This window comes from Polymorphospora rubra, from assembly GCF_018324255.1.
In the GTDB taxonomy this organism is placed as follows: Bacteria; Actinomycetota; Actinomycetes; order Mycobacteriales; family Micromonosporaceae; genus Polymorphospora; species Polymorphospora rubra.
In genome coordinates this window covers 6185127-6210370 of sequence record NZ_AP023359.1, presented here as the reverse complement: position 1 = coordinate 6210370, position 25244 = coordinate 6185127, and the positions used below count along the sequence as shown (strand labels likewise).

Here is a 25244-nt window from a genome sequence, read left to right as displayed (position 1 = left end):
CTCCCGAAGACGTCTCCGCGCGTCCGGTTATGCGGCGCGACGGGTGTCGGCGGTGGCCTGGGCGGGCGGCGCCGCGCGTACGATCCGCAGGCCGGGCACCGGCTCGGCCGGCTCGGCCGGCTCGGCGACGTCGTCGAAGGTGGCCCGCCAGCGGCCGCGGTCCGGGCGGCGCACCGGTGGCGTGCCCGGGTCCGGCAGCACCCGCGACAGGGCCAGCACGACGAGGAAGCCGAGCACGATCAGGCTGTGGCTGAGCACCCGGGTGAACTCGACCCGACCGCCGATCAGGTCGTCGGTGGTGAGCAGGGTCAGCACGACCACGAACGCGGTCAGGGTGGGCAGGATGCCGGTCGGCCGTACCCGGCGCAGGGCGATCCAGGCGAAGCCGGCGCCGAGCGCGACGTTCCAGGCGGCCGACTCGTGCCACAGGTGGTTGGCACCCTCGACGCCGGCCACGCCGTGCAGGTGGCTGGCCGCGGTCAGCCCGCCGATCTGCGCGGCACCGAGCAGGAACTGCGCCAGTCCGAGCACGCCGAGCGCGATCCGGAGCGGCACCGCCGCCGGCCCGCGTACCCGGTCGAGCAGGCGCCCGGCGCTCGCGCGCACCGTGGGCCGCGCCGGAAGGGCGGCCAGCACCGCGTCGTCGACCGTGAACGTGACCGGCACCGCGCCGGTACGGGCGAGCCGAGTCACCAATGCCGCATTGTCATACCATTCCTGACATTGCGGACAAATGTCCAAATGTGCGTCAGCTGCCCCCCGCTCGACCGGACCGTCCTCGCCATCCAGGCCGGCTGACAGCGCCTCGCGACACTCATCGCACCCCATCACCCCATAGTCGGACGGCGGGTCACGCCGGTTCCCACCAGGGTGCACCTGTCCAGGCCCGGATCAGGGGGCTAGCCTTTCCCCATGCACACGCCGGACAGCGACGACGAGATCACCCGATGGGCGCTGGCCGCCGGCCGGGGCGACCGGGCGGCCGCGTCGTCGTTCATCCAGGCCACCCAGCACCAGGTGATCCGCTTCCTCGGCCACCTCACCGACGCCACCGAGGCCGAGGATCTGGCCCAGGAGACCTACCTGCGGGCGATGAAGTCACTCCCCCGGTTCGCCGGCCGGTCGTCGGCGAAGACCTGGCTGCTGTCGATCGCCCGCCGGGTCGCCGTCGACCACGTCCGGGCGGTCACCGTACGACCCCGGGTCGCCGCGCTGGAGAACTGGGAACACGCCGCCGAGGCGACCCTGGCCCGCGGCGTCCCGCACCGGTTCGAGGACGAGATCGTGCTGCGAGACCTGCTCGACGCGCTGCCCGCCGACCGGCGCGAGGCGTTCGTCGCCACCCAGATCGCCGGGCTGAGCTACGCCGAGGCGGCCGAGGTCTGCGACTGCCCGGTCGGCACGATCCGGTCCCGGGTCGCCCGGGCCCGGGAGGACCTCGTCGGCATGGTCCAGGAGCGCCGCCGCGACGGCAGGAACCTGCGCGCCTCCGGCTAGGCCCCGCCTCCGCGGCCGGCCGCGCCCCCGTGGACGCGGCCGGCGCCGACCGGGCTAGAAGTCGTCGTCGAAGGTGACGGTGCCGGTCACCCCGACCTGGTACGCCGACACGCGCCGCTCGAAGAAGTTCGACAGCTCCTGCACGTCCTGCAGCTCCATGAACGCGAACGGGTTCGACGAGCCGTAGAGCGGGGCGATGTCGAGCTGGGCCAGCCGGCGGTCGGCGACGTGCTGCAGATACTCGCGCATGTCCGGCAGCGACAGCCCGGACACCCCGCCGTCGAGCAGGTCCTCGGCGAACTGCACCTCACACTCGACGGCCTCGGCGAGCATCTGCCGGACCTGCTCGGCGAGGTCGTCGTCGAACAGGTCCGGTTCCTCGCGGCGTACGGTCTCCACGACGTCGAACGCGAACGCCATGTGCATCGACTCGTCGCGGAACACCCAGTTGGTGCCGGAGGCCAGGCCGTTGAGCAGGCCGCGCGAGCGCAGGAAGTAGACGTACGCGAAGGCGCCGTAGAAGAACAGGCCCTCGATGCAGGCGGCGAAACAGATCAGGTTGAGCAGGAACGCCCGCCGGTCCTCCCGGGTCCTCAGCTCACGCAGCGCGAAGACCGAGTCGATCCAGCGGAAGCAGAACTCGGCCTTGCGCCGGATCGACGGGATGTTCTCGATGGCGGCGAACGCCGCGAACCGCTCCTCGTCGTCGGGCACGTACGTGTCGAGCAGGTTCAGGTAGAACTGGACGTGCACCGCCTCCTCGAAGAGCTGCCGGGACAGGTAGAGCCGGCCCTCCGGGGAGTTGACGTGCTGGTAGAGGTTGAGGACCAGGTTGTTGGCGACGATCGTGTCGCCGGTGGCGAAGAACGCCACGAGCCGGCTGACCAGGTGCCGTTCGGCCGGTGAGAGCCGGGCCAGGTCGGCGAGGTCGGAGTGCAGGTCGACCTCCTCGACGGTCCAGGTGTTCTTGATCGCGTCGCGGAACCGGTCGAAGAAGTGCGGGTAGCGCATCGGCCGCAGGGTCAGGTCCATGCCCGGGTCGAGCAGCATCGGGGTACGGGGTTCGGTGGTCACTGGCAGGCCTCGCAGGACTCGGGGTTCTCCAGGGAGCAGGCGAGCGCTTCGTCGGTGGGAAGCGCGATCACGGTCGACGGCGCGACGGCGTCCGGGCGGGTGACCGCGACGGTCGCCTGCTGGATCCGGGTCGCCGGCCGCGACCGCAGGTAGTACGTCGTCTTCAGCCCGGACTTCCAGGCGTAGAGGTACATCGAGCTGAGCTTGCCGATGCTCGGCGCGCTCATGAACAGGTTGAGCGACTGACTCTGGTCGATGTACGGCGAGCGGGTGGCGGCCAGGTCGATCAGTGCCCGCTGCGGGAGTTCCCAGGCGGTGCGGAAGAGTTCGCGGACGTCCCCGGGCAGTTCGGCGATCCCCTGCACGGAGCCCTCGGCCCGGCGGATCGCGGCCCGCACCGGCTCGGTCCACAGGCCCCGGGCCTTCAGCTCGCCGACGAGCGCGGTGTTGATCTGGAGGAACTCGCCGGACAGCGTCTCGCGCTTGAACAGGTTGGACACCTGCGGCTCGACGCACTCGTAGCAGCCGGCGATCGAGGCGATGGTGGCCGTCGGGGCGATCGCCACGAGCAGCGAGTTGCGCAGACCGCAGCGGGACACGCGCTCGCGCAGCGCGGCCCAGCGGTCGGTCTGGGTCGGGGTGACCCCCCACAGGTCGGGCTGGAGGTCGCCGCGGGCGGCGCGGGTCTGGCCGTACGCCGGGTGCGGGCCGGCGCGCTCGGCGAGGTCGGCGGAGGTCTCCAGGGCGGTGAGGTAGATCTCCTCGGCGATCCGGGTGGACAGTTCACGGGCCGCGGGCGCGTCGAACGGGAGCCGGAGGGCGAAGAAGACGTCCTGCAGGCCCATGACACCGAGCCCGACCGGGCGCCAACGCGGGTTGCTCGCCGCCGCCTCCGGGCTCGGGTAGTAGTTGATGTCGATGACCCGGTCGAGGAAGGTGACCGCGGTACGTACGGTGGCCCGCAGTTTCGGCCAGTCCAGGTCGTCGCCGGCGACGTGGGCGGCGAGGTTGACCGAGCCGAGGTTGCACACGGCGGTCTCGGTGTCGCTGGAGACCTCGATGATCTCGGTGCACAGGTTGGACAGGTGCACCACGTTGCCGGGTTCGGCGGTCTGGTTGCACAGCCGGTTGGCGGCGTCCTTGAAGGTCATCCAGCCGTTGCCGGTCTGCGCGAGGGTACGCATCATCCGGCCGTACAGGTCGCGGGCCTTCACCTGGCGCACGTAGCGGCCCTCGGCCTCGGCGGCGCGGTAGACGGCGTCGAACTCGTCACCCCACAGGTCGGGCAGTTCCGGCACCTCGTCGGGGTCGAAGAGCGACCACACACCGTCGGCCTCGACCCGGCGCATGAACTCGTCGGGGATCCAGTTGGCGAGGTTCAGGTTGTGGGTACGGCGGGCGTCCTCGCCGGTGTTGTCGCGCAGCTCGAGGAACTCCTCGATGTCGGGGTGCCACGGTTCGAGGTAGACGCAGGCGGCGCCCTTGCGCCGGCCGCCCTGGTTGACCGCGGCGACCGAGGCGTCCAGGGTGCGCAGGAACGGGACGATCCCGTTGGACTTGCCGTTGGTGCCCCGGATCAGCGCTCCCCGCGAGCGGACCCGGGACCAGGAGATGCCGATCCCGCCGGCGAACTTCGACAGGTGCGCGACCTGGGCGTAGCGCTCGTAGATCGAGCCGAGTTCGTCGCGCGGCGAGTCGACGAGATAGCACGACGACATCTGGGTGTGCCGGGTGCCGGAGTTGAACAGGGTCGGCGAACTGGGCAGGTAGGCCAGCGACGACATGAGCCGGTAGAAGGCGATCGCCTCGGCCGGGTTGGTGGACAGTCCACAGGCGACCCGCAGCAGCCAGTACTGCGGCGTCTCGACGACCAGCCGGCTGGTCGGGTGGCGCAGCAGGTAGCGGTCGTAGACGGTGCGCAGGCCGAAGTACTCGAACCGCAGGTGTCCGTCGTGGTCGATGGCGTCGTCGAGCTTGCGGGCGTTGATCCGGACGAACTCGGCGGTCTCGTCGCCGATCAGCCCCTCGGCGTGGCCGAGCCGGATCGCCTGACTGAACGAGGCGATGCCCTGGCCGCGTACCTCCTTGTCGACGTAGGCGCCGAGCAGCCGGGCGGCGAGGCGGGAGTACTGCGGCTCCTCGCCGATCATCTCGGCGGCGATCTGGATCGACAGCCGGTCGAGTTCGGCGGTGGTGGCGCCGTCGTACAGGCCGCTGATCGTCCTGGTCGCGACCCGCAGCGGGTCGACGTCGGTCAGGTCGTCGGCCCAGCGGTCGACGGCCCGGACGATCTTGTTGACGTCCACCGGCTCGGTCGAGCCGTTACGTTTGCGTACCTGCATCTGGGTCCGCCTGGCAGCGGGCGCCCCGGCGTCCGCCGGCGCCATGGCGACCTCGGTGACCGTCACAACACTCTCCTCGCGAGTTCGGTCCAACGTGTCCGGTGGCGGCGCGCGGGCGACACCGACGGACCCGCCGGACCGGCGAGAATCACGATGGCGTCGGCCGTCCCGCGCGGCCTCGGACCACCGCGCACGGGCGTGCGCGGTGCGCTGGCAGGTCTTCGGACTCGTGGGCCGGCGCGGAGTCTCCGCGTTCGCCTACCGGCCGTCGCTTCCCAGGCGGCCCGGCTCGTGGCCGGGTGGCGCCCAGTGCGTGTGACGGCGTTCGTTCCCACTTACCGCTGCGGGGCAGTCCCGGATTCGCACCGGGTTCCCTCTTGCCTCGACCGCCCGGGATGGGCGGCCGAACCAGCTGCGTGCAACACCATATATAGGGGGCCTGCAAAAGTCACACCCAACATCTAGCCTCGGCGTGTCGCGTGTCCTACGAGACACCGCCCATGGGGAGCCCCCCGGACCGGGCCGTGGTGCGGTACGGTCCACGCGTGCGCGCAGGATGGCGGGGCACGGCCGACACCCCACCCCTGGCCGGCATCGCGTCGCCGGCCGGAGTCGTGGTCGCCGCCGCGGCCGCGGTCGGCTGGGCGATCGGGCTGGCGGTGCTGCAGCCGCTCACCGAGCCGAGCGGGCCGGACGCGTACGCGGAGAACAACACCTACTGGGTGCGTGACCTTCGGTTCATGGCCGTCGTGGCGATCGCCCTCGGGCTGATCCTGGCGGGCCGCGGAGACCGGTGGGCCACCCGGGCCGGCGTCGCCGCCGGCGCGCTCTGGATCGGCGCCGACGTGGTGCTCGACCGGTCCGACCTCGCCGGCTGGCCGGCGGCCGGCACGCTGGCGGCACTCGGCTGCCTGGCCGTGGGCGCCGTCGCCGCGATACAGCGGCGACGGGCACACCGTCCCCGCCGCCGGGCGCTGGTCGCCGTCGCCGCGGTCGGGGCGGCCCTGACGCCGTTGGCGGCGATGATCGAGTCTCCGACCGACACCGAGCCGGCACTCACGCCGGCCGCGCTGGTGGTCAGCGGGATACTGCTCGCGCTGACCGTCGGCGCCGCGCTCGCCGCCGGCCTGGCCGTGCCGGACGGGACCGACGCCGCGACGCCCGCCCGGCTGGCACTCGCCGTGACCGTGCTGGCGCTCGGCGCCGCGGGCCTCGCCTGGACACGACTCGTCGAGCCGCACGAGCGGGCCCCGTCGCTGCTGCTCGGGATAATGCTGCTCGCCGGACTGTCGCTGCTGTCCGCACACTGGCCCGCCGGTCGGCCCGCCTGGGACGCGCAGGGGGCGACGATCGCCGTCCTGGCCATCGGCTATCCGGTGCTGACCTTCTTCTGGATGTTCCTGCTGATGTTCGGGACGCCGATCGCGACGTTGCTCACCGCGCTGGCCGGCAGCATCCCGGTCAACTCGGCCGACACCGACTCGCTGTACGCGCTCGTCGGGTCGGCGACCGGGCTGACGATCGGTGCGCTGCTGGTGACGGCCGACCGCTCCCCGTACGCCGCCGGCGGCTCGGCCGCACTGCCCGACGGCTCCTGAGTCCACTCCGCCCGGTGCCGGGAACCGGCCGCCAACATAGTTGATCTTGCCGGGGAGCGCTCCCCCAGCCTTGACTAGGCATTGACATACCTCGAAACACGGTTCAGAGTGTCCGATTAAGAGAGCGCTCTCTCATGCGGTCGTCATCGGTTGGTAACCGGGTCGACACAGCCCGCCCCGTCCAGAGGAGCTGCCATGCGTACATCACCGCCCCCGACCGGCCGATGGCCCGCCCGCCCCACCTGGTTACGGCTCGGCGCCCTGACCGCCGCCCTGATCGCGCTGCTCGGCGGGTACGTCGTGGTCACCACCGTGACGGCCAGCGCCGCGGAGATCCTGCTCTCGCAGGGCCGGCCGGCGACCGCCTCGTCGACGGAGTCGATCGCGTTCCCGGCCTCCGCCGCCGTCGACGGCGACAACGGCACCCGCTGGTCCAGCGCCGCCGCCGACCCGCAGTGGCTCCAGGTCGACCTCGGCACCCCGGTCGCGGTCAGCCGGGTCGCGCTGCGCTGGGAGGCGGCGTACGCCAGCGACTTCACCATCCAACTGTCGACCAACGGCTCCTCGTGGACCACCGCGCACACCACCGTCGGCGGCACCGGCGGCGAGCAGAGCCTGACCGTCGCCGGCACCGCCCGCTACGTACGCCTGCACGCCACCAGGCGGGCCACCGTCTGGGGCGTGTCGCTGTTCGAGTTCCAGGTGTACGGCGGCAGCGCACCCGGCGGCTGTGGCACCACCAACGCCGCCCAGGGCCGGCCGGCACTCGCCTCCTCGGTCGAGTCCGGCGCCTACCCGGCCAGCGCGGCCGTCGACGGCAACACCGGCACCCGCTGGTCCAGCGCCGCCGCCGACCCGCAGTGGCTGCGGGTCGACCTCGGCAGCACCCAGGCCATCTGCGGCGTGACCCTGAACTGGGAGGCCGCGTACGGCGTCGCCTTCACGATCCAGACCTCCGCCGACGGCAACTCCTGGATCACCGTCCACACGACCACGAACGGCACCGGAGGGGTGCAGAACCTCACCGTCACCGGCACCGGGCGGTTCGTCCGGGTGCACGGCACCACCCGCGCCACCCCGTACGGCTATTCGCTGTGGGAGTTCCAGATCCGCACCGGCACCACCGGCACACCGCCGCCGACCACCCCGCCACCGACGACTCCCCCGCCCACCACTCCCCCGCCGGGCGGCAGCCGGCTGCTGTCGTACCAGAAGCCCGGGGTCGCCTCGACCGACCAGAGTGACGTCAACTGCTTCGAGTGCGTCCCGGCCCGGGCCTTCGACAACGACCCGGCCACCCGCTGGGCGACCAGCTCGACCACCGGCTGGGTCGATCCGGGCTGGATCTACGTCGACCTGGGTGCGACCGCCACCATCTCGCAGGTCGTGCTGCAGTGGGATCCCGCCTACGCGACGTCGTACCAGATCCAGGTCTCGCCGAACGCGAGCACCTGGACCACGATCTACTCGACGACCACCGGCCGGGGCTTCAAGGAGACCGTCAACGTCACCGGCACCGGCCGCTACGTGCGGATGTACGGCACCGCCCGGGCCACCCCGTACGGCTACTCGCTCTACGAGTTCCGGGTGTACGGCACCGGCGGCAACCCCGTCGCCCCACCGCCGATGCCGCCGGACCCGGTCTTCCCGGCGACGCGTCTGGTGTGGAGCGACGAGTTCAACGGACCCGCCGGCAGCAAGCCCGACCCGACGAAGTGGACGATCGACCCGGGCACCGGCCAGAACAACGAGGTGCAGTACTACACCAACAACGACAACGTGTCGATGGACGGCAACGGCTCGCTGGTGCTGGAGGCCCGGCGGGAAAACGCCGGCGGGCGGGAGTACACCTCGCACCGGATGAACACCGGCAACAAGTTCCACGTCCAGTACGGCCGCATCGAGGCCCGGGTCAGGGTGCCCAAGGGCAACGGCCTGTGGCCGGCGTTCTGGATGATGGGCGCCGACTTCCTCACCGGGCGGCCGTGGCCGTACAACGGCGAGATCGACATCATGGAGGTGCTCGGCCGCAACACCCTGGAGGGCTACTCGACCCTGCACGCTCCGCAGTACAACGGCGCCGGCGGCTACGGCCTGAAGTATCCGGCACCCGGCGGTGTCGACTTCGCCAACGACTACCACGTGTGGTCGGCCGAGTGGGACAGCCGCGGCATCACCTTCAAGGTCGACGGCCAGACCGTCTTCTACGCCAGCAAGGACACCGTCGAGTCGACCCGCGGCCCGTGGGTCTACGACCACCCGTTCTACATCATCCTCAACCTGGCCGTGGGCGGTGACTTCCCCGGACCGGTCGACGGCACGACGCCGTTCCCGTCCCGGATGTACGTCGACTACGTCCGCGTCTACCAGTGACGGCGGTGGCCGGTGGCCGGACTCGTCCGGCCACCGGCCACCGGATGCACAAGCCCTCTCGTATGCCATCGACGCCAAGGAGGCAACCATGCGACGGGCATCCCGCAAGTTCCGGGCCAGGAGAGCCGGCGCGACCGGCGCGCTGTTCGTCCTGCTGGCCGGCTACCTCACCGTCACCACCCTGCCGGCCGGCGCCGCCGACACCCTGCTCTCGCAGGGGCGGCCGGCCACCGCGTCGTCGACCGAGAACGGCGGCACACCGGCCGCCGCGGCCGTCGACGGCGACATCGGCACCCGCTGGTCCAGCGGCTTCGCCGATCCACAGTGGATCCGGGTCGACCTCGGCGGCACCGCCACCGTCAACCGGGTCGTGCTGCGCTGGGAGGCCGCGTACGCCCGCGCGTTCACCGTCCAGACGTCCGCCGACGGCACCACCTGGACCACGATCCACACCACGACCAACGGCGGCGGCGGGGTGCAGGACCTCGCCGTCTCCGGCACCGGCCGGTACGTCCGCGTCCACACCACCGCCCGCGCCACCTCGTACGGCGTCTCGCTGTGGGAGTTCCAGGTGTACGGCACCACCGGCGGCACCCCGCCGCCGGGTACCCCGCCGCCCGGCGGCCCGATCGTCCGCGTCGCCGAGTTCCTCGCCGAGTGCCCGTACAGCCACCGCCTGCCCGACGACCCGATCATCTTCCCCGGCCTGCCGGGCGCCTCGCACATGCACAGCTTCTTCGGCAGCCGGGTCACCAACGCCCACACCGACCTCGACGACCTGCTCGGCAGCACCAGCACCTGCTCACCCGGTGTCGACGTGTCGTCGTACTGGGTCCCGACCCTGTACGTCAACGACGCACCGGTGGAGCCGACCGGCACCACCTTCTACTACCTCGGCGAGGGCGTACGCGACGACATCATCGCCCGTACCCAGCCGCTGCCGCTGGGGCTGCGGATCGTCGCCGGCAACGCCCGGGCGACCGGCCCGGGCGACAACACCATCGCCCGCTGGTCGTGCCTGCACGCCGGCCACGTCGGGTCGTCGACGAACTTCGTCAACTGCCCGGCCGGCACCATGCTGGAGTCCTATCTAGACTTCCCGCAGTGCTGGAACGGCCGCGACCTCGACTCGCCCGACCACAAGAGTCACATGGCGTACCCGGTCGCCGGCGCCTGCCCGGCAAGCCACCCGGTGCCGGTGCCGAAGCTGCGCCAGGTGCTGCGGTATCCGGTCAACGGCGACCCGGCCCGGTTCCGGCTGGCATCGGGTCCCGGCTACACGATGCACGGTGACTTCTTCAACGCCTGGCCGGAGGCGGAAATGGCCCGCCGGGTCAACGACTGCATCCGCCCGATCATCAAGTGCGGGGTGAACGGCCGCCCCTGAATCCGGCCGCCCCAGGACGCCGCGCCCGTGCCCACGCCGAGGGCACGGGCGCGGCCCACCCCGACCCGCGCCCGCCGTGAGCGTCGCGCCCACCCCGACCCGCGCGAGCCGCGAGCCGCGAGCCGCGAGCCGCGAGCCGCGAGCCGCGAGCGTTGATCAAGGAGTTATTGCCAAGATCGCGCCCCGTTTTGCGGCATTGATCCCCATGATCGCGGGGGCGCGGCGGGCGCGCGGGCGCGGCGGGCGCGCGGGGCGCGGCGGGCGCGCGGGCGGGGGCGGCGTGGGGTGGTCAGGCGGAGGCGCGGACGACCAGGGTGGGGTGGAACAGGATCGCGCGGGACAGGCGGTGCGGGTCACGGATGCGGGCCAGCAGCAGACGCGCCATCTCGGCGGCCATCTCCTCCACCGGCTGCCGGATCGTGGTCAGCGCCGGATGTGACTCCACCGCCGCCGAACTGTCGTCGAATCCGACGACCGCGACGTCGTCGGGCACCGTCCGGCCGAGTTCCCGCACCGCGCGTACCGCTCCCTCGGCCATCAGGTCGTTGGCGACGAACAGGCCGTCGACGTCCGGGTGGCCCGCCAGCAACTTCCGGGCCGCCGCCTCGCCGCCGGCCCGGGTGAAGTCGGCCTCGACCACGGGCGGGTCCGGCTGCGCGTATCCGAGCAGGGCGGCGCGGAAGCCGGCGAGCCGGTCCTGGCCGGCGGTCATGTCCAACGGCCCGCAGATCGTCGCCAGCCGACGGCACCCGCGGCCGATCAGGTGCTCCACGGCGAGCCGGGCACCGGCCCGCTGGTCGACGTCGACGTAGCTGGCGCGGACCGGGTCGCCGGGGCGGGCGGACAGCACGGTCGGGATGTCCAGTTCGCCGAGCAGGCCCGGCATCGGGTCGTCGACGTGGCTGCTGACCAGCAGTACGCCGTCGACGTGCCCCTGTCGCAGGTAGCGCAACACCAGATGCCGCGCCGGTGGGTCGACCGGGATGACGACGAGGTGGATGTTGCGCGGCAGCAGGACCTCCTGCGCCCCGGCGGTGACCCGGCCGACGTAGGGGTCGGTGAACATCCGGTTGAGGAACGGGGTACCGCTGGTGCGGTCGGGCTCGGAGATGACGATGGCGACCGAGTCGGTCCGTCGGGTCACCAGCGACCGGGCGGCGAGGTTGGGGACGTACCCGGTGGCGGCGATGGCCCGCTCGACGGTCTCCCGGATCTCCGGCGCCACGGTCGGCACCGCGTTGATGACCCGGGAGACGGTGGACCGGGACACGCCGGCGTAGCGGGCGACCTGCTCCAGGGTGGGCGGCCGGCCGCCGTCCGCGGGCACGGTCGACATGCGACCGAGCCTATAGCACCGCCTCCCGGTGAAGATCCGCGTGATCAGGGACTTCGTACGGCGTTTCGCGGGGCAAACTTTCCGATCACCCGGATCAAGCAGCTGTCGACAGGACGACAGTCGGGTTTGTGATCAGAATTGATCGATAAGCATCGTGCCTGGTCGCGGCGTCGACGGCGGCCATCGGCAGCGGCGGGCGCCCCCTACGTTGGGTCGCGCCCCGGATCGACCGGGTCGCACCCGTCCACGCCCGGCGCGTCCCACCGTCCACCTAGGACAGGCCGGTGACCCGAAAGGAACCAACATGCAACACGAGACGACCCGCCGGCTCCGCCGCACGACGGCCGGCGCGGTCCTGTCGACCGCCGTCCTGCTCGCGCCGCTGTTCGGCGCGGCACCGGCGGCGGCCGTACCCGGTTTGGACCGGGTCAACTCGGTCGGCCCGCGCAACAGCGACGCCAAGAGCCGGACCGCGTTCTGCTCGCCGGGCGACGTCGTGCTCGGCGGCGGCGGCCGGATCGGCGGCGCGGTCCCCGAACAGGTGGGCATGGACTTCATGCTGCCGCTGGCCGACGGCAACGGATTCTCCGTCACCGGACGGGAGGACGAGACCGGCACCAACGAAACCTGGTCGGTGACCGCGACGGCACTGTGCGCGCCGGCGCCGGCCGGCTACGAGGTGGTCTCCGGCATCTCCGCACCGGCGTCGGTGGATGAGAACTGGCACACCGTTCCGTGCCCCTTCGGCAAGGTGGCACTCGGGGCCGGCGGTGCCGTGATCGGCGCCAACAACAGCGAGATCCTCCTGGAGGATCTGCGCATCGACACCGGCAGCGTGACGGTCGCCGGCGCCGAGGACGGCACCGGGTTCGCCGGGAACTGGCAGATCCAGGCCACCGCGATCTGCGCCGACCAGCCGGCCGGTTACGAGCGCCGGCTCAACGACAGCGGCTACGACTCCGTGTCCAGCAAGTCGGTCACCGTGACCTGCTCGCCGGGCCGGCAGGTCCACGGGATCGGCGCCGAGATCCTCGGCGGCAACGGGGAGGTCCGGTTGACCGCCGCGCACGCTCCGGACACCACGTCGGTGATCGCCAGCGCGGTCGAGGACGAGGACGGGTTCGGCGGCAGCTGGAAGGTCCGCGCCTTCGCGATCTGCGCGAACTGACCGGCGCACGCCGCCCGGTACGGCGAGTCCCGCCGTACCGGGCCGCGGCCGGACCACCTCCGCCCCGTCGAGTACGGTTACCCGCGACCGACCGGGCACGATCCGGCCGCGACAGCCGGGCTGGGGGACGACATGGCCGCCGACTCGTTCGGGCCGCTGCTCAGGGGACACCGGCACGCGGCCGGTCTGACGCTGGAGGAGCTGGCCGCCGCGTCCGGGGTCAGCGCGCGGGCGATCAGCGACATGGAACGCGGGCACAGCCGGGCGCCCCAGCACCGCACGCTGGCCGCGCTCACCGCGGCGCTCGGGCTGTCGCCGGCCGACCACGACGCGATGGTCACCGCCGCGCGGGCCGGCCGGGCCGGTGGAACGGTCGCCGGTGGGCACGAGCTGCCCCGCGCCGTCGGCGACTTCACCGGTCGCCGGCCGGAACTCGACCTGCTCGCCGCCCTCGCCGACGAACGGGCCGGTACGGCGGCCGAGGCGGTACCGGTCGCCGTCGTCCACGGCGCGCCCGGGCTCGGCAAGACCGCGTTCGCCGTCCGCACCGCCGAACGGTTGCGGGACCGCTTCCCCGACGGGCAGTTCTTCGTCGAGCTGCGGGGCACCGGTCCGACCCCGCTCACCCCGGCCGGCGCCCTCGGCCGGCTGCTGCGGGCGCTGGGGGTCGGCGGGCGCCGGATCGCCGGTGACGAGGCGGAACTCGCCGCCCTCTACCGGTCGGTGCTGCGGGACCGGCAGGCGCTGGTCATCCTCGACAACGCGGCCGACGAGGCCCAGGTACGCCCGCTCCTGCCGGGCCCCGGCCACGGCCTGGTGATCGTCACCAGCCGGCGTACGCTGGCCGGCCTGGAGGGCGTACACCGGATCGGGCTGGCGCCGCTGTCGCCCGCGGAGTCGGCGGCCCTGCTGCGGGCGGTGGCCGGCGGCGCGGCCGAGCGGGCCGATCCGGACACGGTCGACGAGGTGGCCCGGCTGTGCGGCAACCTGCCGCTGGCCCTGCGGATCGCCGGCAACCGGCTGGCCAGCCGCCCGAGCTGGACCATGGCGCACCTGGCGGCCCGGCTGTCCGACACCGACCGCCGGTTGGCCAACCTGACCGCCGGTGACCTGGCGGTGGAGGCGGCGTTCGCGCTGTCGTACGCGCAACTCTCGCCCCCGGCCCGGCAGGCGTTCCGCCGGCTGGCCCTGGTCCCCGGACCGGACTTCGGCGCCCCGGTCTCGGCGGTGCTCTCGCGAACCGACGTCACGGCGGCCGAGGACGCCCTGGACGAGCTGGTCGACCTGGGCCTGCTCCAGCCCGGCGTCGGCGACCGCTACCAGTTCCACGACCTGATCCGGCTGTTCGCCCGGACCCGGCTGCACGACGAGGAGCCCGCCGCCGAGCGCGCCGCGGCACAGGACCGGATGGTCGACTGGCTGCTCGACGTGGCGCTGGTCGCCGGCCGGTGGTTCGAGCCGGCGTACGGTCCGCCGCCGCCCGGCTGGCGGGCGATGGTCGACCTGGACACCCCGGAGCAGGCCCAGGCGTGGCTGCAGGCCGAGGGTGACAACTGGATCGCGGCGCTGCGGCTCGCCGCCGCTGCCGGCGACCACCGGCGGGTCGTCGACGTCGCCGAGGCCATGCACTGGTTCTCCGACCGGTGGACCGGCTGGGCCAACTGGATCGACGTCTACACCCTGTCGAGGGAGGCGGCCCGGCACCTCGGCGACCCGCGGCTCCAGCTCACCCACGTCAACTACCTGGCGTGGGCGCTGTCGGAGTGCGCAATGCGGCACGCGGACTCCGCCGCCCAGGCGATGATCGGGTACGGGATCGCGCAGGACCTCGGTGACCTCGACGAGCAGGGGTGGGCGCTGATCTACGCGAGCCAGGCGTACCGCCGGCTCGGCGACCACCAACGGGCGTGGGAGTGCTCGGACCGGGCAGAACGCCGGTTCGCCGACTCCGGCAACCACGAGGGCCACCTCCAGGCGCTGACCACGCGGGCGCACTCCGTGTACGACCTCGGCCGGCCCGAGGAGGCGCTCGGGACGTACCAGGAGGTGCTGGACCGGCTCGTCGACCGTCCGCCGTCCCCGAACGCGGCCAACATGACGGGCCTGATCGCGCACATCTGCATCGCCCGCTGCCTGAGCGCCCTGGGCCGGTGGCGGGAGACGGTGGACCGGTGCGAGGCGGTGCTGGCCGGCGACCGCCCGGTCCACGCCGACCGGCTGGAGGGTGACCTGCGGCTGTGGCTCGGCCGGGCCCGGCAGCGGCTCGGCGACCACGACGAGGCCCGGCGGCAGTTGCGGCGCGCGGTCGAACTGCTCGAACCGATCGGCCACGACCCGCTGCTCGACGAGGCGCGCGCCGAACTCGCCGCGCTCGGCGGCCAGCCGACCGGCTGACCGGCGGCGGGTCCGGCCCGCCCGGGTGGCGGTCCGGCGCGGTGCACCTGCCGCGCCGGACCGCCCCGGGTCAGGCCAGCGGGAACTCGTCGAACAGCACGACGGCCGAGCCCGGGTCGCGGGTGTCGAAGCGGTACGACCGCACCACGCCCGCCCCGGAGTCGAGCACGGAGAAGACGGTGATGTCGTTGCTGGCGACGTACGGCAGCGGCTTGCCGGCGGCGTCGGTCAGCGGGGCGACGGTCGGCACGATCGGGGTCAGGCCACCGGGGTCGCCCTGCCGGATGTGGTCGGGGTCCTCGGGCAGGTTGCGGGTGGCGCCGGACGAGACGTCGTACGCGCCGTAGCTGTTGCCGACGTTGGAGGTCTCCAGCCAGTTGACGCCGGCGGGGTTACGGAACCGGTTCCACAGGTGCGAGTGTCCGTTGTGGACCAGGTGGACGCCGTTGGTGGAGAAGAGCGGCTCGAGGTCGCGCAGGATGTGGTCGTCGGCCAGCGGGTAGTCGTAGGTGACCGCGGTGACCTTGCCGGTCAGCGGGTCGCGGGTGATCGTCTGCACCGGGTCGGTGAACGGCGGCGCGGAGTTGTCGCCGAGGCCGTGCCCCGGGTGGTGGTACATGACGACCCGGAACCGGGCCCGCTGCGCCGCCGGCGACGCGAGCTCGCGCTCCAGCCACTTGTACTGCCGCGAGCCACGCTTGATCGGCTCGAAGATGAACTGCCCGTAGCCCCACTTGTCCGCGTTCTCCAGGTCGGCCGGCGCCTCCTGGAACTTGCCCCGGGCGGTCGGCGACGCCGAGCGCCAGATCTGGGTGGCGAACAGGGTGACCAGGTGCACGTCGCCGATCGTCCGGGCCCACCACCGCTGGCCGCCGTTCGGGCTGCTCGGGTACGGGAACATCTCCTCGTACGTGGTGACGTCCCAGGACTGCTCGGCCAGCCAGGTGGCCTCGTCCACCCCGGACGGCCGGCTGGCGCGCCACTTCTGGCGGGCCACCTCCAGCGGCTGCGGGTCGTTGAACTGGCTGTCCAGCCCGGCCGTGTCCGACCAGCGGCCCATCACCTCGTGGTTGCCGATCGCCGGGAAGATCGGGGTGTGCTGGAGCAGCGGCGCGCCACGCCAGGTGCGGCCGTGCAGGGTCTTGCTGGCCCGGCCGGTCAGCCCGGCGAAGAACGCCAGCCCGGTCGTGCTGTCGAACCACTCGCTGGCCCGGTCCGGCACGTTGACCAGGTCGCCGGCGACGAGGACGCCGTCGAGGCGTACGCCGACGGTCTCGGCGACCTTCTCCAGGTTGGCCGGGGTCATGTTCTTGAGCTGGTGGTCGCTGGTCAGCAGCAGCTTCACCGCCTGCTTGCGGGACGCCACCGGGGCCAGCGAGTAGACGGCGGTGACCGTCGCCCGGCCGGCGTGGTCGACCGACACCACCCGGTACGGCGTACGGCCGGCGGGCAGCTTGTCGACCAGGGCCAACTGCCGGTGCACCGGCCGGTCGACGACGGCGGAGTAGCCGCGGCCGGGCACCGCCGACGCGCTGTCCTCGCGGGTGCGGGTCAGCCGCTTCGTGGTGGCGGTGATCCGCCGCCAGCCGGGGCCGTTGCGGCGGCCGCCGGTGGCCGCGTCCAGGGCCTGCTGGTCGTCCAGTGTGGTCACCCCGGCGCCGACCAGCACCACCTGGGCGGTGCCGGCCTCCTCGGTGTGCCAGACGACGTACACGGTGGATGCCTGCGGGTCGAGCAGGTAGGGCTCACACAGCAGCGGTCGGCCGCCCAGCCGGGGCGTCGGCACCCCGTCGGGGTCCGTTCCGGGGGCCGCCGCCGCGGCCGGTACGGCGGGCACGGCCACCCCGGTGGCCACCGCCGCGCCGCCGGCGAGAGCGCCGAGCACCGTACGGCGGGACAGGCTGCCGGCGGCGGGGGTGTCCGTCGGGAGGGTTTCGTTCGCGGTTGGATCCGTCATGAGGCCGGACCCAACCGGAGCCGGCTTTCCAGGTCCCCCCGGGCAGGTGAACGTGATCCTCCTGCCGGATGAATCCCCTGGTCACCGCGTCGCCGCGGGCGTTGGCCGGACATCCTCGGGGCGGCTCGGCCAGCGGAGCCGGCAGGCTCTGATATCCACCCGTTTCACTGCTTATGCAGCTTCATCAACCACTATTCGGACCCGGCGGGCGTACGGCCGGAAACGCTCTCGCCCAAGCACTGGAAAGCGCTTGGCGCACGATACATCGGACCATGCCAGCAATGGGACATTCATCGACGCTTGTCAGCACGGCTGCTACCGTGTCCCACAGTGTCAGGCGACGCCGCGCAGCGCCGCCCAAGGAGGTCCGTTTCGTGGTGAAACAATCGGACGCCATCACCCATGTGGACGGGACGGCGATCGCCGTGCACGTTGTCCGGGAATTCCTCCGACGCCTGCCGGCCGGCACCATTTCCGGCCCGATCGCGGGCGGGGCCGCGCGGGTGGTGCACGAGGTGCTCCGCCAGCTCGGCGCCACCCCGGCCGCCGCCGGCACCGGCACCACACCGGCCGCGGCCGGCACCGCGCCACCGGCCGGCGCACCCGGCGGCGGGACCGTCCCACCCGCCGCCGGTCCGGCCCGGACCCTCGACCACGCCGGCCCCGCCACCGCTTCCACCGACCCGCCGGACGGGACCGACTATCCCGGCCATCCGGTCGACTACCTGCGCGCCGGCACGCTGCTCTTCGAGGTGGCGCTGCCCATCCTGGCCGCCCGCTGGGCAGGGGGCGACCAGGATCTCCTGGTCAGGGCCAGTGCGACCCTCCACCGGGTGGTGATGGACTGGGCCGCGCACGCCTCGACCGCCCACGACAGCCTGCTGACGGCCCGGCTGCGCACCTCCCGCCAGGAGGAGCGGCGGCGGATCGCCTGCGAGCTGCACGACCGGGTCGGGCACGGAATGGCCCTCGCCCTGCAGAACCTCGACCTGCACCGGCGCTATCTGGACCGCGACCCGGACCGGGCGGCGACCAAGCTGGCCACCGCGATGACCACCATCGGCGACGCGACCCGGACCATCCAGCAGCTCTCCTCCGAACTACGCCGATCGGTCAGCGACCGCGGAATCGAACCCGCCCTGCGCAACTATCTGGACCACCATGTCCCACCGCCGGTACGGATACATCTGACCGTTTCGGACGGGGTGGACGCACTTCCGCCCGAGGTCGGCGAGGAACTGTATCTGATTCTGTGTGAAGCCGTCCGGAATGCCGTACGGCACTCCGATCCGACGGAACTCCGAATCCGGCTCGGAATCAACGGAAACCGCATCGACGCGTCGGTGACCGACGACGGGAGAGGCTTCGACCAATCGGCCGCCGTCGCCACCTCCTACGGCGGATTACTGTCCATGCGCGACCGGGCCGAATTGTTGCGCGGCACGTTGCGGCTGTCGAGCGTGGCCGGACACGGCACGACCGTCACGGTCGCCGTACCGCTGCCCGGAACCCGGCCGTGACCGCGCCGGTCGCCGCGGACCCCATCCGCGTCGCGCTCGCCGACGACCACGCCCTCTTCCGCGAGGGGATCCGCGAACTGCTCTCCACCGACGACGGGTTCGTCGTCGTCGGCGAGGCCGCCACCGGCGACCAGGCCGTCGCGGTCGCCGTGCAGCACCGGCCGGACGTCCTGCTGCTCGACGTCGAGATGCCCGGCCCCGGAGCCGCCGCCGTCATCCGGCAGGTACACCTGTCCCGTCCGCAGACCAGGGTCATCGTGCTCACCATGCACGACGACGACAGCCTGATGCGCGAGGTCTTCGACAGCGGCGCAGCCGCCTACCTGACCAAGGCGATCCTGCTCGACGAGTTGCTGGCCGCCGCGCGGTCGGTGTGCCGTGACGCGCAGACGGTGCTGCTGTCGGTCTCCCGACGGACGCTGGGACGGTTCGGTGGCCAGCCGGCGGGCGGACGGGTCGCGCCGGGTGCCGCCGGGCCGGCCGGAGACCGCTCGCCGACCGCCCGCGAACGCGAGATCCTCCGGCTGGTCGCCGCCGGGATGAGCAACGCCGCGATCGCCGGGCGGCTGGGGGTCACCCAGGCGACCGTCAAACGGCATCTGACGAACATCTACGCCAAGCTCGACGCGCGGTCGCGGGTGGACGCGGTCCGACGGGCGGTGGCCGCCGGAATCATCGTCGCCGATGGCGAGTCAGGTCACTGAAAGTGCTTCCACCGTTGCTATCGTCGGCGCGCCCGGCGGGGTCCGTCCCCCGGTCACCACATCCCCTGGAGGTTGAACGTGCAGTACCGTCCACTCGGCCGGACCGGCCTGCGGGTTTCCGAAATCGGTTACGGAGCCTGGGGTATCGGCGGCCTCTACTGGGTCGGCGCGCAGGAGCAGGAGTCGTTACGGGCCCTGCACACCGCGATCGAGCAGGGCGTCAACTTCATCGACACGGCCCGCGGATACGGTGAGAGCGAGCGCCTCGTCGGTCAGGTCGTACGCGCCCACCGCGGCGACCCGGTGTACGTGGCGACCAAGGTGCCGCCGGCGAACATGATCTGGCCGGCGCCGACCGGGGTCCACCCCGACGAGGCGTTCCCGGGCGCACACATCCGCGAGAGCCTGGAGACCAGCCTGCGCGCGTCCGGCCTGGACGCCTTCGACGTGCTCCAGTTCCACGTGTGGCAGGACGAGTGGGTCGGGCGCGGCGACTGGCTGGAGACGATCGCCGCACTGAAGCAGGAAGGCAAGATCCGCTTCTTCGGGGTGTCCATCAACGACTACCAGCCGGAGAGCGTCCTCGAACTTGTCCGCAGTGGACACGTCGACGCCGTACAGCTCATCTACAACGTGTTCCACCAGACCCCGGAGGAGAGCTTCCTGCCGGCGTGCGCCGAGCACGGTGTCGGCGTCATCGTCCGGGTACCGCTCGACGAGGGCGGCCTCACCGGGCAGATCACCGCCTCGACGACGTTCCCCGAGGACGACTTCCGCAACAACTACTTCGCCGGCGACCGGCCGGCCCAGGTGGAGCGGCGGGTCGACGCACTCGTCGCCGACCTCGAGGTGCCCCGCGACCGGCTCGCCGAACTCGCGCTGCGGTTCGTCCTCGACGCGCCCGAGGTGTCGACGATCATCCCGGGCATGCGTTCGGTCCGCAACGTGGAGCGCAACGTCGCGGTCAGCGACGGCCGGCCACTGCCGGCGGAGCAGCGGGCGACGCTGGCCAAGCACCGCTGGGAGCGGAACTTCTACCAGCCCTAGCCCGCCGCCTGCCGACGCAGACCACCCGGCCGGCCGCCTGCCGGCGCAGACCGCCCCCGGCGGGCCGTCGGGCGCCTACCGGCTCTGGGTGGTCGCGCCGGCCGGTAGGCGTCCGGCCATGACCGCGCGCAGCGCCGACCCGTACGCGTCGACGCAGGAGTCCAGGCCGAACAGCTCGTTGGCCTTCTTGCGGCCGAGTTCGCGCGCCTCGGCCGGCAGCTCGGCGAGTTCCAGTATCGCCCGGCGCAGCGCGGCCGGATCGCGGGTCGGCACCACCCGCCCGAATCCGGTCGCCTGCACCGGGAACCGGCCGCCGGCGAGGTCGGTGGTGACCGACGGGATGCCGGCCATCATCGCCTCGACCTGGACGATGCCGAACGACTCGGCGATCGACGGCAGCGCGAAGACGTCGATGGAGGCGTAGAAGTCGCGGATCCGGTCGCCCCGCAGCAGGCCGAGGAACCGGATCCGGGGGTCACCCGCCGCCTCGGCGCGCAGCCGGCCGATGTTGCTGCCGCCGGCGACCCCCTCGTAGTCGCCGCCGACGAGCAGCCGGGCGGCGGGGTCGTCGAGGGTACGGAAGGCCCGGATCAGATACTCGATGCCCTTCTCGTCGGCGATCCGGCCGAGGAAGCCGACGTGCAGCCCCGCCCCGTCGCGCAGGGTCGGCCGGCCGCCGCCCCGGTCGGCGCACGGCGCCGGGACGGCCAGCGTCGGCCGGCGGCGCAGCAGCGGCCACAGCCGCGAACCGCGTGCCTGGTCGTCGCTGTTGACCACGACGAGCGCGGCCCGCCGGACCGCGGCGCCGGCCGAGGCGTCGGCGAGCCGCATACCGATGCCGTTCACCGGTCCGGCCGGCAGGAACGCGTCGATGTGGTGGGTCGCCACCAGCGGGACCCGGCGGGTCAGCGCCGCCACCACGACCGCCTCCGGCATCGGCAGGTGGACGTGCAGGACCGCCGAGCGGGCGGCCAGCCGGGCGACCAGCCCGGGCAGGCCGGGGCTGAGCACGCCCTTGCGGATCCGGGCGAGCACCGGCGCCCGGAAGACGTGCACGCCGGCGATCACCTCGTACGGCGGCAGGGCCCGGTCGTGCCGGGAGCACGCCACCGCGATCCGCATGCCGCGGGCGGCGAGCCCTTCGGCGATCATCCGCGCGGTCTCGGTCAGGCCGCTGACGTACGGCGCGTAGTAGTCGAGCGCGACGGTCACGTCGAACCGGTCGTCGGGCCGCATCACCGGTCTCCTCTCGAGGTTCCGGACGGCGAGACGATGAAGTGCTGGGCGAGGTGGTCGGAGAAGCCCGGGTTGGGTGCGAAGTGGTATCCGGCGACCTCCAGGTCGTCGGTGGTCAGCAGCCAGTCCAGCCGCCACAGCCGGGGCAGGTGGTAGCTCGCCGTCGGCCAGCTGGACGCCAGCACCGAACCGCCGGCCGGATCGTGCCGGCGCAGGCCCGGCCCGACGTCGACCAGGCTGCCGACCCACGGGGTGTTGAAGTCGCCGGCGACCACGACCGGGTTCGGGTTGGCGGCGACGTCGGCGCGCAGCGCCGCCAGCTCGGCCTGCCGCAGGTGGTACTGGTCGCGGACGAAGTCGTAGAACTCGCCGCCGAACGGGCTGAGTTCGCGCCGCAGCGGCACGAACAGGTGCACGTTGTAGATGGACAGCACCTCCTCGCCGAGCCGTACGTCGACGCGCTGGGCCTTGTTGCCCCGCCAGTACCAGTCGCTGCCGCCCTCGGGCACCGGCCGGGGATGGGTGGCGACCACCGGCAGCTTCGAGATGGTGACCAGTTCGCCCTCGACCACGACCTCGTGTTCGGGGAAGGCCGCCCGGATCCGGGCCAGGTCGTCGACCCGGACCGCGTCGTCGTCCCACAGCAGGTATTCCTGGAGCAGGTAGACGTCGGCGCGCTGCTCACGCAGGTAGGCGAGGAAGCGGTCCGGGTCGTCGTCCATCGTCCAGATGTCGGTGTTCCACGCCATCACCCTGACCGAAGGGCCGGCCGGGCCGGTTCCGGTCGGGCCGCCGCCGAGCACCCGCACGTGCAGGCCGGCCAGCGACATGCCGGCCACGACCAAAACGACCAGCAGCGGCGACAGCCACCGGCGGACCGGCCGGGCCAGCGGCGACACGGCAAGCAACAGCAGCGGTACGACGACCAGCGTGACCGGCGGCGTCGACTCGACGATCAGCCACGGCCACCAGCGGCCGGTGAGCAGGACGTGGGCGACCAGGAAGAGGGTCCACAGCGCGGTGCCGGTGACCACCAGCCGGGTGCCCAGGCACCACCGTCGCCGCGCCGGCCCGCCGCCCCCGGCCGCCGCCGCGGTGCCGGTGCTCGCGGCGGGCTCGGCGGTGCCGGCGGCGGTGGCGTCCGGGCCGGGCCCGGTCGGGTCCGGCCGGCCGGGGTCCACCAGCGTGTCCGGCTCCCCCGCCGCCACCGCCCCGCCCCGGTCGTCGCTCACGGCGCCTCCAGTCGTAGGCCGGTGTAGAGCCGCAGCGCCCGGCCGCCGACCCTCGGCACCGCGATCTCACGAGCTGGCCGGAAGTGCCGGTCGAGGGCCGGTCGAAGCCGCTGCCGCCCGTCACCGTACAGGCTGGCATCGACGCGGGTCGTCACCCGCAGGGCCAGGTCCCACAACGGGGTGGCCCCCGGTGTCACCACGGCCAGCACCCCACCGGGGGCGAGTACCCGGCGGATCTCCCGGCAGGCGGCCTCGATGTCCGTCACGCACTCCAATGTGCTCACCGCGACGGCGCAGTCGAAGTACCCGTCGTCGTACGGGAGCTTCTCGGCGCCGGCACGGGCCAGGGTGGCCCGGACGCCGTACGCGGCGAGCCGGGTGGTCACCTCGTCGGTGTGCGGGTGGATGTCGACGCCGTGGACCTCGTCGCAGCGGCGGGCGAGTTCGGGCAGGAAGACGCCGCTGCCGTAGCCGATCTCGAGGATCCGGCGGTGGTGGGTGTCGCCGAGCAGGTCGAGGATCATCCGGAACCGCATCCGCTGCACCCGACCGAGCAGCGGCCGGTAGTTCCAGTCCGGATGGTCGACCGGGCCGGTGAGGATCAGCGCCGACTGCGGCAGGAGGTTCAGCGGGCGCGTCGTCGGTCCGGCCATCACGCGGCCGTCCCGCCGGCCCGGAAGCGCAGGCCGGTGTAGAGCCGTACGACGTTGCCGCCGAGCCGGGGCACCCGGACCTCGCGGTCCAGTGGGAAGTGCCGGTGCAGGGCCGGCTGCAACTGTTGCCGGCGGTCGCCGTACTGGCTGGAACCCTGCCGGGTGGCGACGGCGAGCACCGGACTCCACAGTGCGCTCGCGCCCGGGGTGACGACCACGAGCGCGCCGCCGGGGACGAGGATCCGGTCGATCTCCCGGCAGGCGGTCTCGATCGACTCGACGTACTCCAGGGTGCTGACCGCGACGACGCAGTCGAACGACCCGCTGTCGTACGGCAGCGACTCGGCGCTGCCCCGGGTCAGCGTGGTGGTGACGCCGTGCGTGGCGAGGCGTCCGGCGACCTGCTCGGTGAGCGGGTGCGCGTCGATGCCGTGCAGTTCGCGGCACCAGCGGGCGAGTTCGGGCTGGAAGACGCCGCTGCCGTAGCCGATCTCCAGGATCCGGTCGAACCGGTCGCCGCCGAGCAGGTCGAGGACCATCCGGAAGCGCAGCCGCTGGACCCGGCCGAGCAGTGGGCGGTAGTTCCAGTCCGGGTGGTCGACCGGCCCGGTCGGCTGCACCGCCGACTCCGGCAGCAGCCGCAGCGTGTGCGAGGTGTGGCTCATCGGCCCTCCAGGAGTTGTCCCGCGAATTCGACCAGTACCGGGAACCGTGCCGCCACCAGGATGACGGCGAGCCCGCCCGCCCACACAAGGGTGTTGACGACCATGGCCCGGTCGCGCAGCAGCAGGCGTACCGGGTCGCCGCCGCCCTTGCCGACCACCACGACGTGCAGGTGCCGGGCGACCGCGAAGATCGCGCAGGGCAGCGAGACCAGCAGCGAGGCGTCGGTGTATGGGGCGGCGAACCCGCCGTTGACCAGGTAGAGCAGGAAGACGGTCACGGTCAGCGTGGCGTACAGGATGATCAGGTAGTCGAGGTACTGGGTGGTGTAGCCGGCGAGCGAGGGCCGGTGGGCGCTGCCGCCGACGGCCATCTCGTGCCGACGCTTGCCGGCGGCGAGCAGCAGGCAGAGGGTGAAGACGCAGGCGAGCAGCCAGACCGAGGCGCGGGCGGGCACCGCCAGGTAGCCCTGCACGACCCGCAGGACGAAGCCCGCCGCGACGGCGAAGACGTCGAGCAGCGGCAGGTGCTTGAGCCAGCGTACGTAGGACAGGTTGAGCGCCAGGTAGCCGAACAGCGGCCACCAGGACATCGCCGGGCCGACCGCGAGCAGGACGGCGACCAGCACGACCAGGCCGAGCGCGTACGCCCGGGCCGGGCCGACGCCGACGCGACCGGCGGCGATCGGGCGGTTCCGCTTCACCGGGTGCAGCCGGTCGCGGTGCCGGTCGGCGATGTCGTTCCACACGTACACGAACGCCGACAGCAGGGTGAACAGCACGACGGCGAGTCCCATCCGGGCCAGCGCGCCGAGACCGATGCCGGGTGCGTCGATCAGGGCCAGCGGCACGACCAGCAGGTTCTTCGGCCACTGTGCGGGGCGGGCCAGGGCGACTAGGTCGCGCAGCAGCCCACGCCGGACGCCGGTCGGCACGGCACCGGTCGGCACGGCGGCCGTCACGGCGGCGGTCGCGGCGACCGCCGCGGCCGGCACGTCGGGTACCGGTGGCACGGGTTGGCCGAGGTTCGTCGAGTACACCGTGACCTCCTTCTGGACGCGGCT

At 72.8% G+C, this 25244-nt stretch carries 19 protein-coding genes and 1 riboswitch; of the genes, 9 read left to right on the top strand and 10 right to left on the bottom strand.

Annotated features, from left to right (window positions below):
• Positions 1–27: 27 nt before the first annotated feature.
• Entirely contained in the window at positions 28–828 is an 801-nt protein-coding gene (locus Prubr_RS27985; protein WP_212817877.1) for a zf-HC2 domain-containing protein, read from the bottom strand.
• 84 nt (positions 829–912) lie between these two features.
• Here Prubr_RS27985 and Prubr_RS27980 point away from each other — a divergent pair, with 84 nt between their 5' ends.
• Entirely contained in the window at positions 913–1497 is a 585-nt protein-coding gene (locus Prubr_RS27980) for a sigma-70 family RNA polymerase sigma factor (protein WP_212817876.1), read from the top strand.
• 54 nt (positions 1498–1551) lie between these two features.
• On the opposite strand, the gene Prubr_RS27975 is transcribed toward Prubr_RS27980, so the two are convergent.
• Both Prubr_RS27975 and Prubr_RS27970 read right to left on the bottom strand, forming a co-directional pair.
• Positions 1552–2547 (bottom strand): ribonucleotide-diphosphate reductase subunit beta, encoded by a 996-nt coding sequence (locus Prubr_RS27975; RefSeq protein WP_212828634.1) that lies wholly within the window; start codon positions 2545–2547, stop codon positions 1552–1554.
• 20 nt (positions 2548–2567) lie between these two features.
• Positions 2568–4958 carry a ribonucleoside-diphosphate reductase subunit alpha gene (locus Prubr_RS27970; protein WP_212828631.1) on the bottom strand — a complete coding sequence of 797 codons (2391 nt, stop codon included), beginning with the start codon at positions 4956–4958 and terminating at the stop codon, positions 2568–2570.
• 150 nt (positions 4959–5108) lie between these two features.
• Positions 5109–5341: riboswitch (cobalamin riboswitch) on the bottom strand.
• A gap of 117 nt (positions 5342–5458) precedes the next feature.
• On the opposite strand from Prubr_RS27970, the gene Prubr_RS27965 reads away from it, so the two are divergent.
• The 3 genes from Prubr_RS27965 (at position 5459) to Prubr_RS38010 (ending at position 10271) form a co-directional block, all read left to right on the top strand.
• Complete coding sequence (locus Prubr_RS27965) at positions 5459–6511, top strand: hypothetical protein (RefSeq protein ID WP_212817875.1); 1053 nt, start codon at positions 5459–5461, stop codon at positions 6509–6511.
• Positions 6512–6706: 195 nt separating this feature from the next.
• A complete protein-coding gene (locus Prubr_RS27960) occupies positions 6707–8884 on the top strand; it encodes a discoidin domain-containing protein (protein ID WP_212817874.1) in 2178 nt (725 codons plus the stop codon).
• Between the two features lie 88 nt (positions 8885–8972).
• Positions 8973–10271, top strand: a complete 1299-nt coding sequence (locus tag Prubr_RS38010) for a DUF1996 domain-containing protein (RefSeq protein WP_343221512.1) — start codon at positions 8973–8975, stop codon at positions 10269–10271.
• Between the two features lie 289 nt (positions 10272–10560).
• On the opposite strand, the gene Prubr_RS27945 is transcribed toward Prubr_RS38010, so the two are convergent.
• Positions 10561–11607, bottom strand: coding sequence for a LacI family DNA-binding transcriptional regulator (locus tag Prubr_RS27945; protein WP_212817873.1), 1047 nt, complete (start codon positions 11605–11607; stop codon positions 10561–10563).
• Between the two features lie 304 nt (positions 11608–11911).
• Here Prubr_RS27945 and Prubr_RS27940 point away from each other — a divergent pair, with 304 nt between their 5' ends.
• Positions 11912–12775: a hypothetical protein gene (locus Prubr_RS27940; protein ID WP_212817872.1), complete on the top strand. Its 864-nt coding sequence runs from the start codon at positions 11912–11914 to the stop codon at positions 12773–12775.
• A gap of 132 nt (positions 12776–12907) precedes the next feature.
• Positions 12908–15169 (top strand): ATP-binding protein, encoded by a 2262-nt coding sequence (locus Prubr_RS27935; protein ID WP_212817871.1) that lies wholly within the window; start codon positions 12908–12910, stop codon positions 15167–15169.
• 70 nt (positions 15170–15239) lie between these two features.
• Here Prubr_RS27935 and Prubr_RS27930 read toward each other — a convergent pair whose 3' ends face one another.
• Positions 15240–17126: a metallophosphoesterase family protein gene (locus Prubr_RS27930; RefSeq protein ID WP_212817870.1), complete on the bottom strand. Its 1887-nt coding sequence runs from the start codon at positions 17124–17126 to the stop codon at positions 15240–15242.
• Between the two features lie 374 nt (positions 17127–17500).
• On the opposite strand from Prubr_RS27930, the gene Prubr_RS27925 reads away from it, so the two are divergent.
• From Prubr_RS27925 to Prubr_RS27915, 3 genes are all read left to right on the top strand, one after another.
• Positions 17501–18646, top strand: coding sequence for a sensor histidine kinase (locus Prubr_RS27925; protein WP_212817869.1), 1146 nt, complete (start codon positions 17501–17503; stop codon positions 18644–18646).
• Entirely contained in the window at positions 18643–19350 is a 708-nt protein-coding gene (locus tag Prubr_RS27920; protein WP_246567741.1) for a response regulator, read from the top strand. The genes Prubr_RS27925 and Prubr_RS27920 overlap by 4 nt, the downstream gene beginning before the upstream one ends.
• A 78-nt stretch (positions 19351–19428) precedes the next feature.
• Positions 19429–20397 (top strand): aldo/keto reductase, encoded by a 969-nt coding sequence (locus Prubr_RS27915; RefSeq protein ID WP_212817868.1) that lies wholly within the window; start codon positions 19429–19431, stop codon positions 20395–20397.
• Positions 20398–20472: 75 nt separating this feature from the next.
• Here the strand turns inward: Prubr_RS27915 and Prubr_RS27910 are convergent, their stop codons facing one another.
• Genes Prubr_RS27910 through Prubr_RS27890 form a run of 5 tightly spaced genes read right to left on the bottom strand, consistent with a single transcriptional unit; the run spans position 20473 to position 25220 of the window.
• Positions 20473–21633: a glycosyltransferase family 4 protein gene (locus Prubr_RS27910; RefSeq protein WP_212817867.1), complete on the bottom strand. Its 1161-nt coding sequence runs from the start codon at positions 21631–21633 to the stop codon at positions 20473–20475.
• Positions 21633–22865 (bottom strand): endonuclease/exonuclease/phosphatase family protein, encoded by a 1233-nt coding sequence (locus tag Prubr_RS27905; RefSeq protein WP_212817866.1) that lies wholly within the window; start codon positions 22863–22865, stop codon positions 21633–21635. The genes Prubr_RS27910 and Prubr_RS27905 overlap by 1 nt, the downstream gene beginning before the upstream one ends.
• The gene (locus Prubr_RS27900) at positions 22862–23518 is read right to left on the bottom strand and encodes a class I SAM-dependent methyltransferase (RefSeq protein ID WP_212817865.1); all 657 of its coding nucleotides are present in this window, start codon (positions 23516–23518) and stop codon (positions 22862–22864) included. Before Prubr_RS27900 ends, Prubr_RS27905 begins: the two co-directional genes overlap by 4 nt.
• Entirely contained in the window at positions 23518–24183 is a 666-nt protein-coding gene (locus tag Prubr_RS27895) for a class I SAM-dependent methyltransferase (protein ID WP_212817864.1), read from the bottom strand. Before Prubr_RS27895 ends, Prubr_RS27900 begins: the two co-directional genes overlap by 1 nt.
• On the bottom strand, positions 24180–25220 hold the full coding sequence (locus Prubr_RS27890; protein WP_246567739.1) for a UbiA prenyltransferase family protein: 1041 nt from the start codon (positions 25218–25220) through the stop codon (positions 24180–24182). The genes Prubr_RS27895 and Prubr_RS27890 overlap by 4 nt, the downstream gene beginning before the upstream one ends.
• Between the last annotated feature and the right edge of the window lie 24 nt (positions 25221–25244).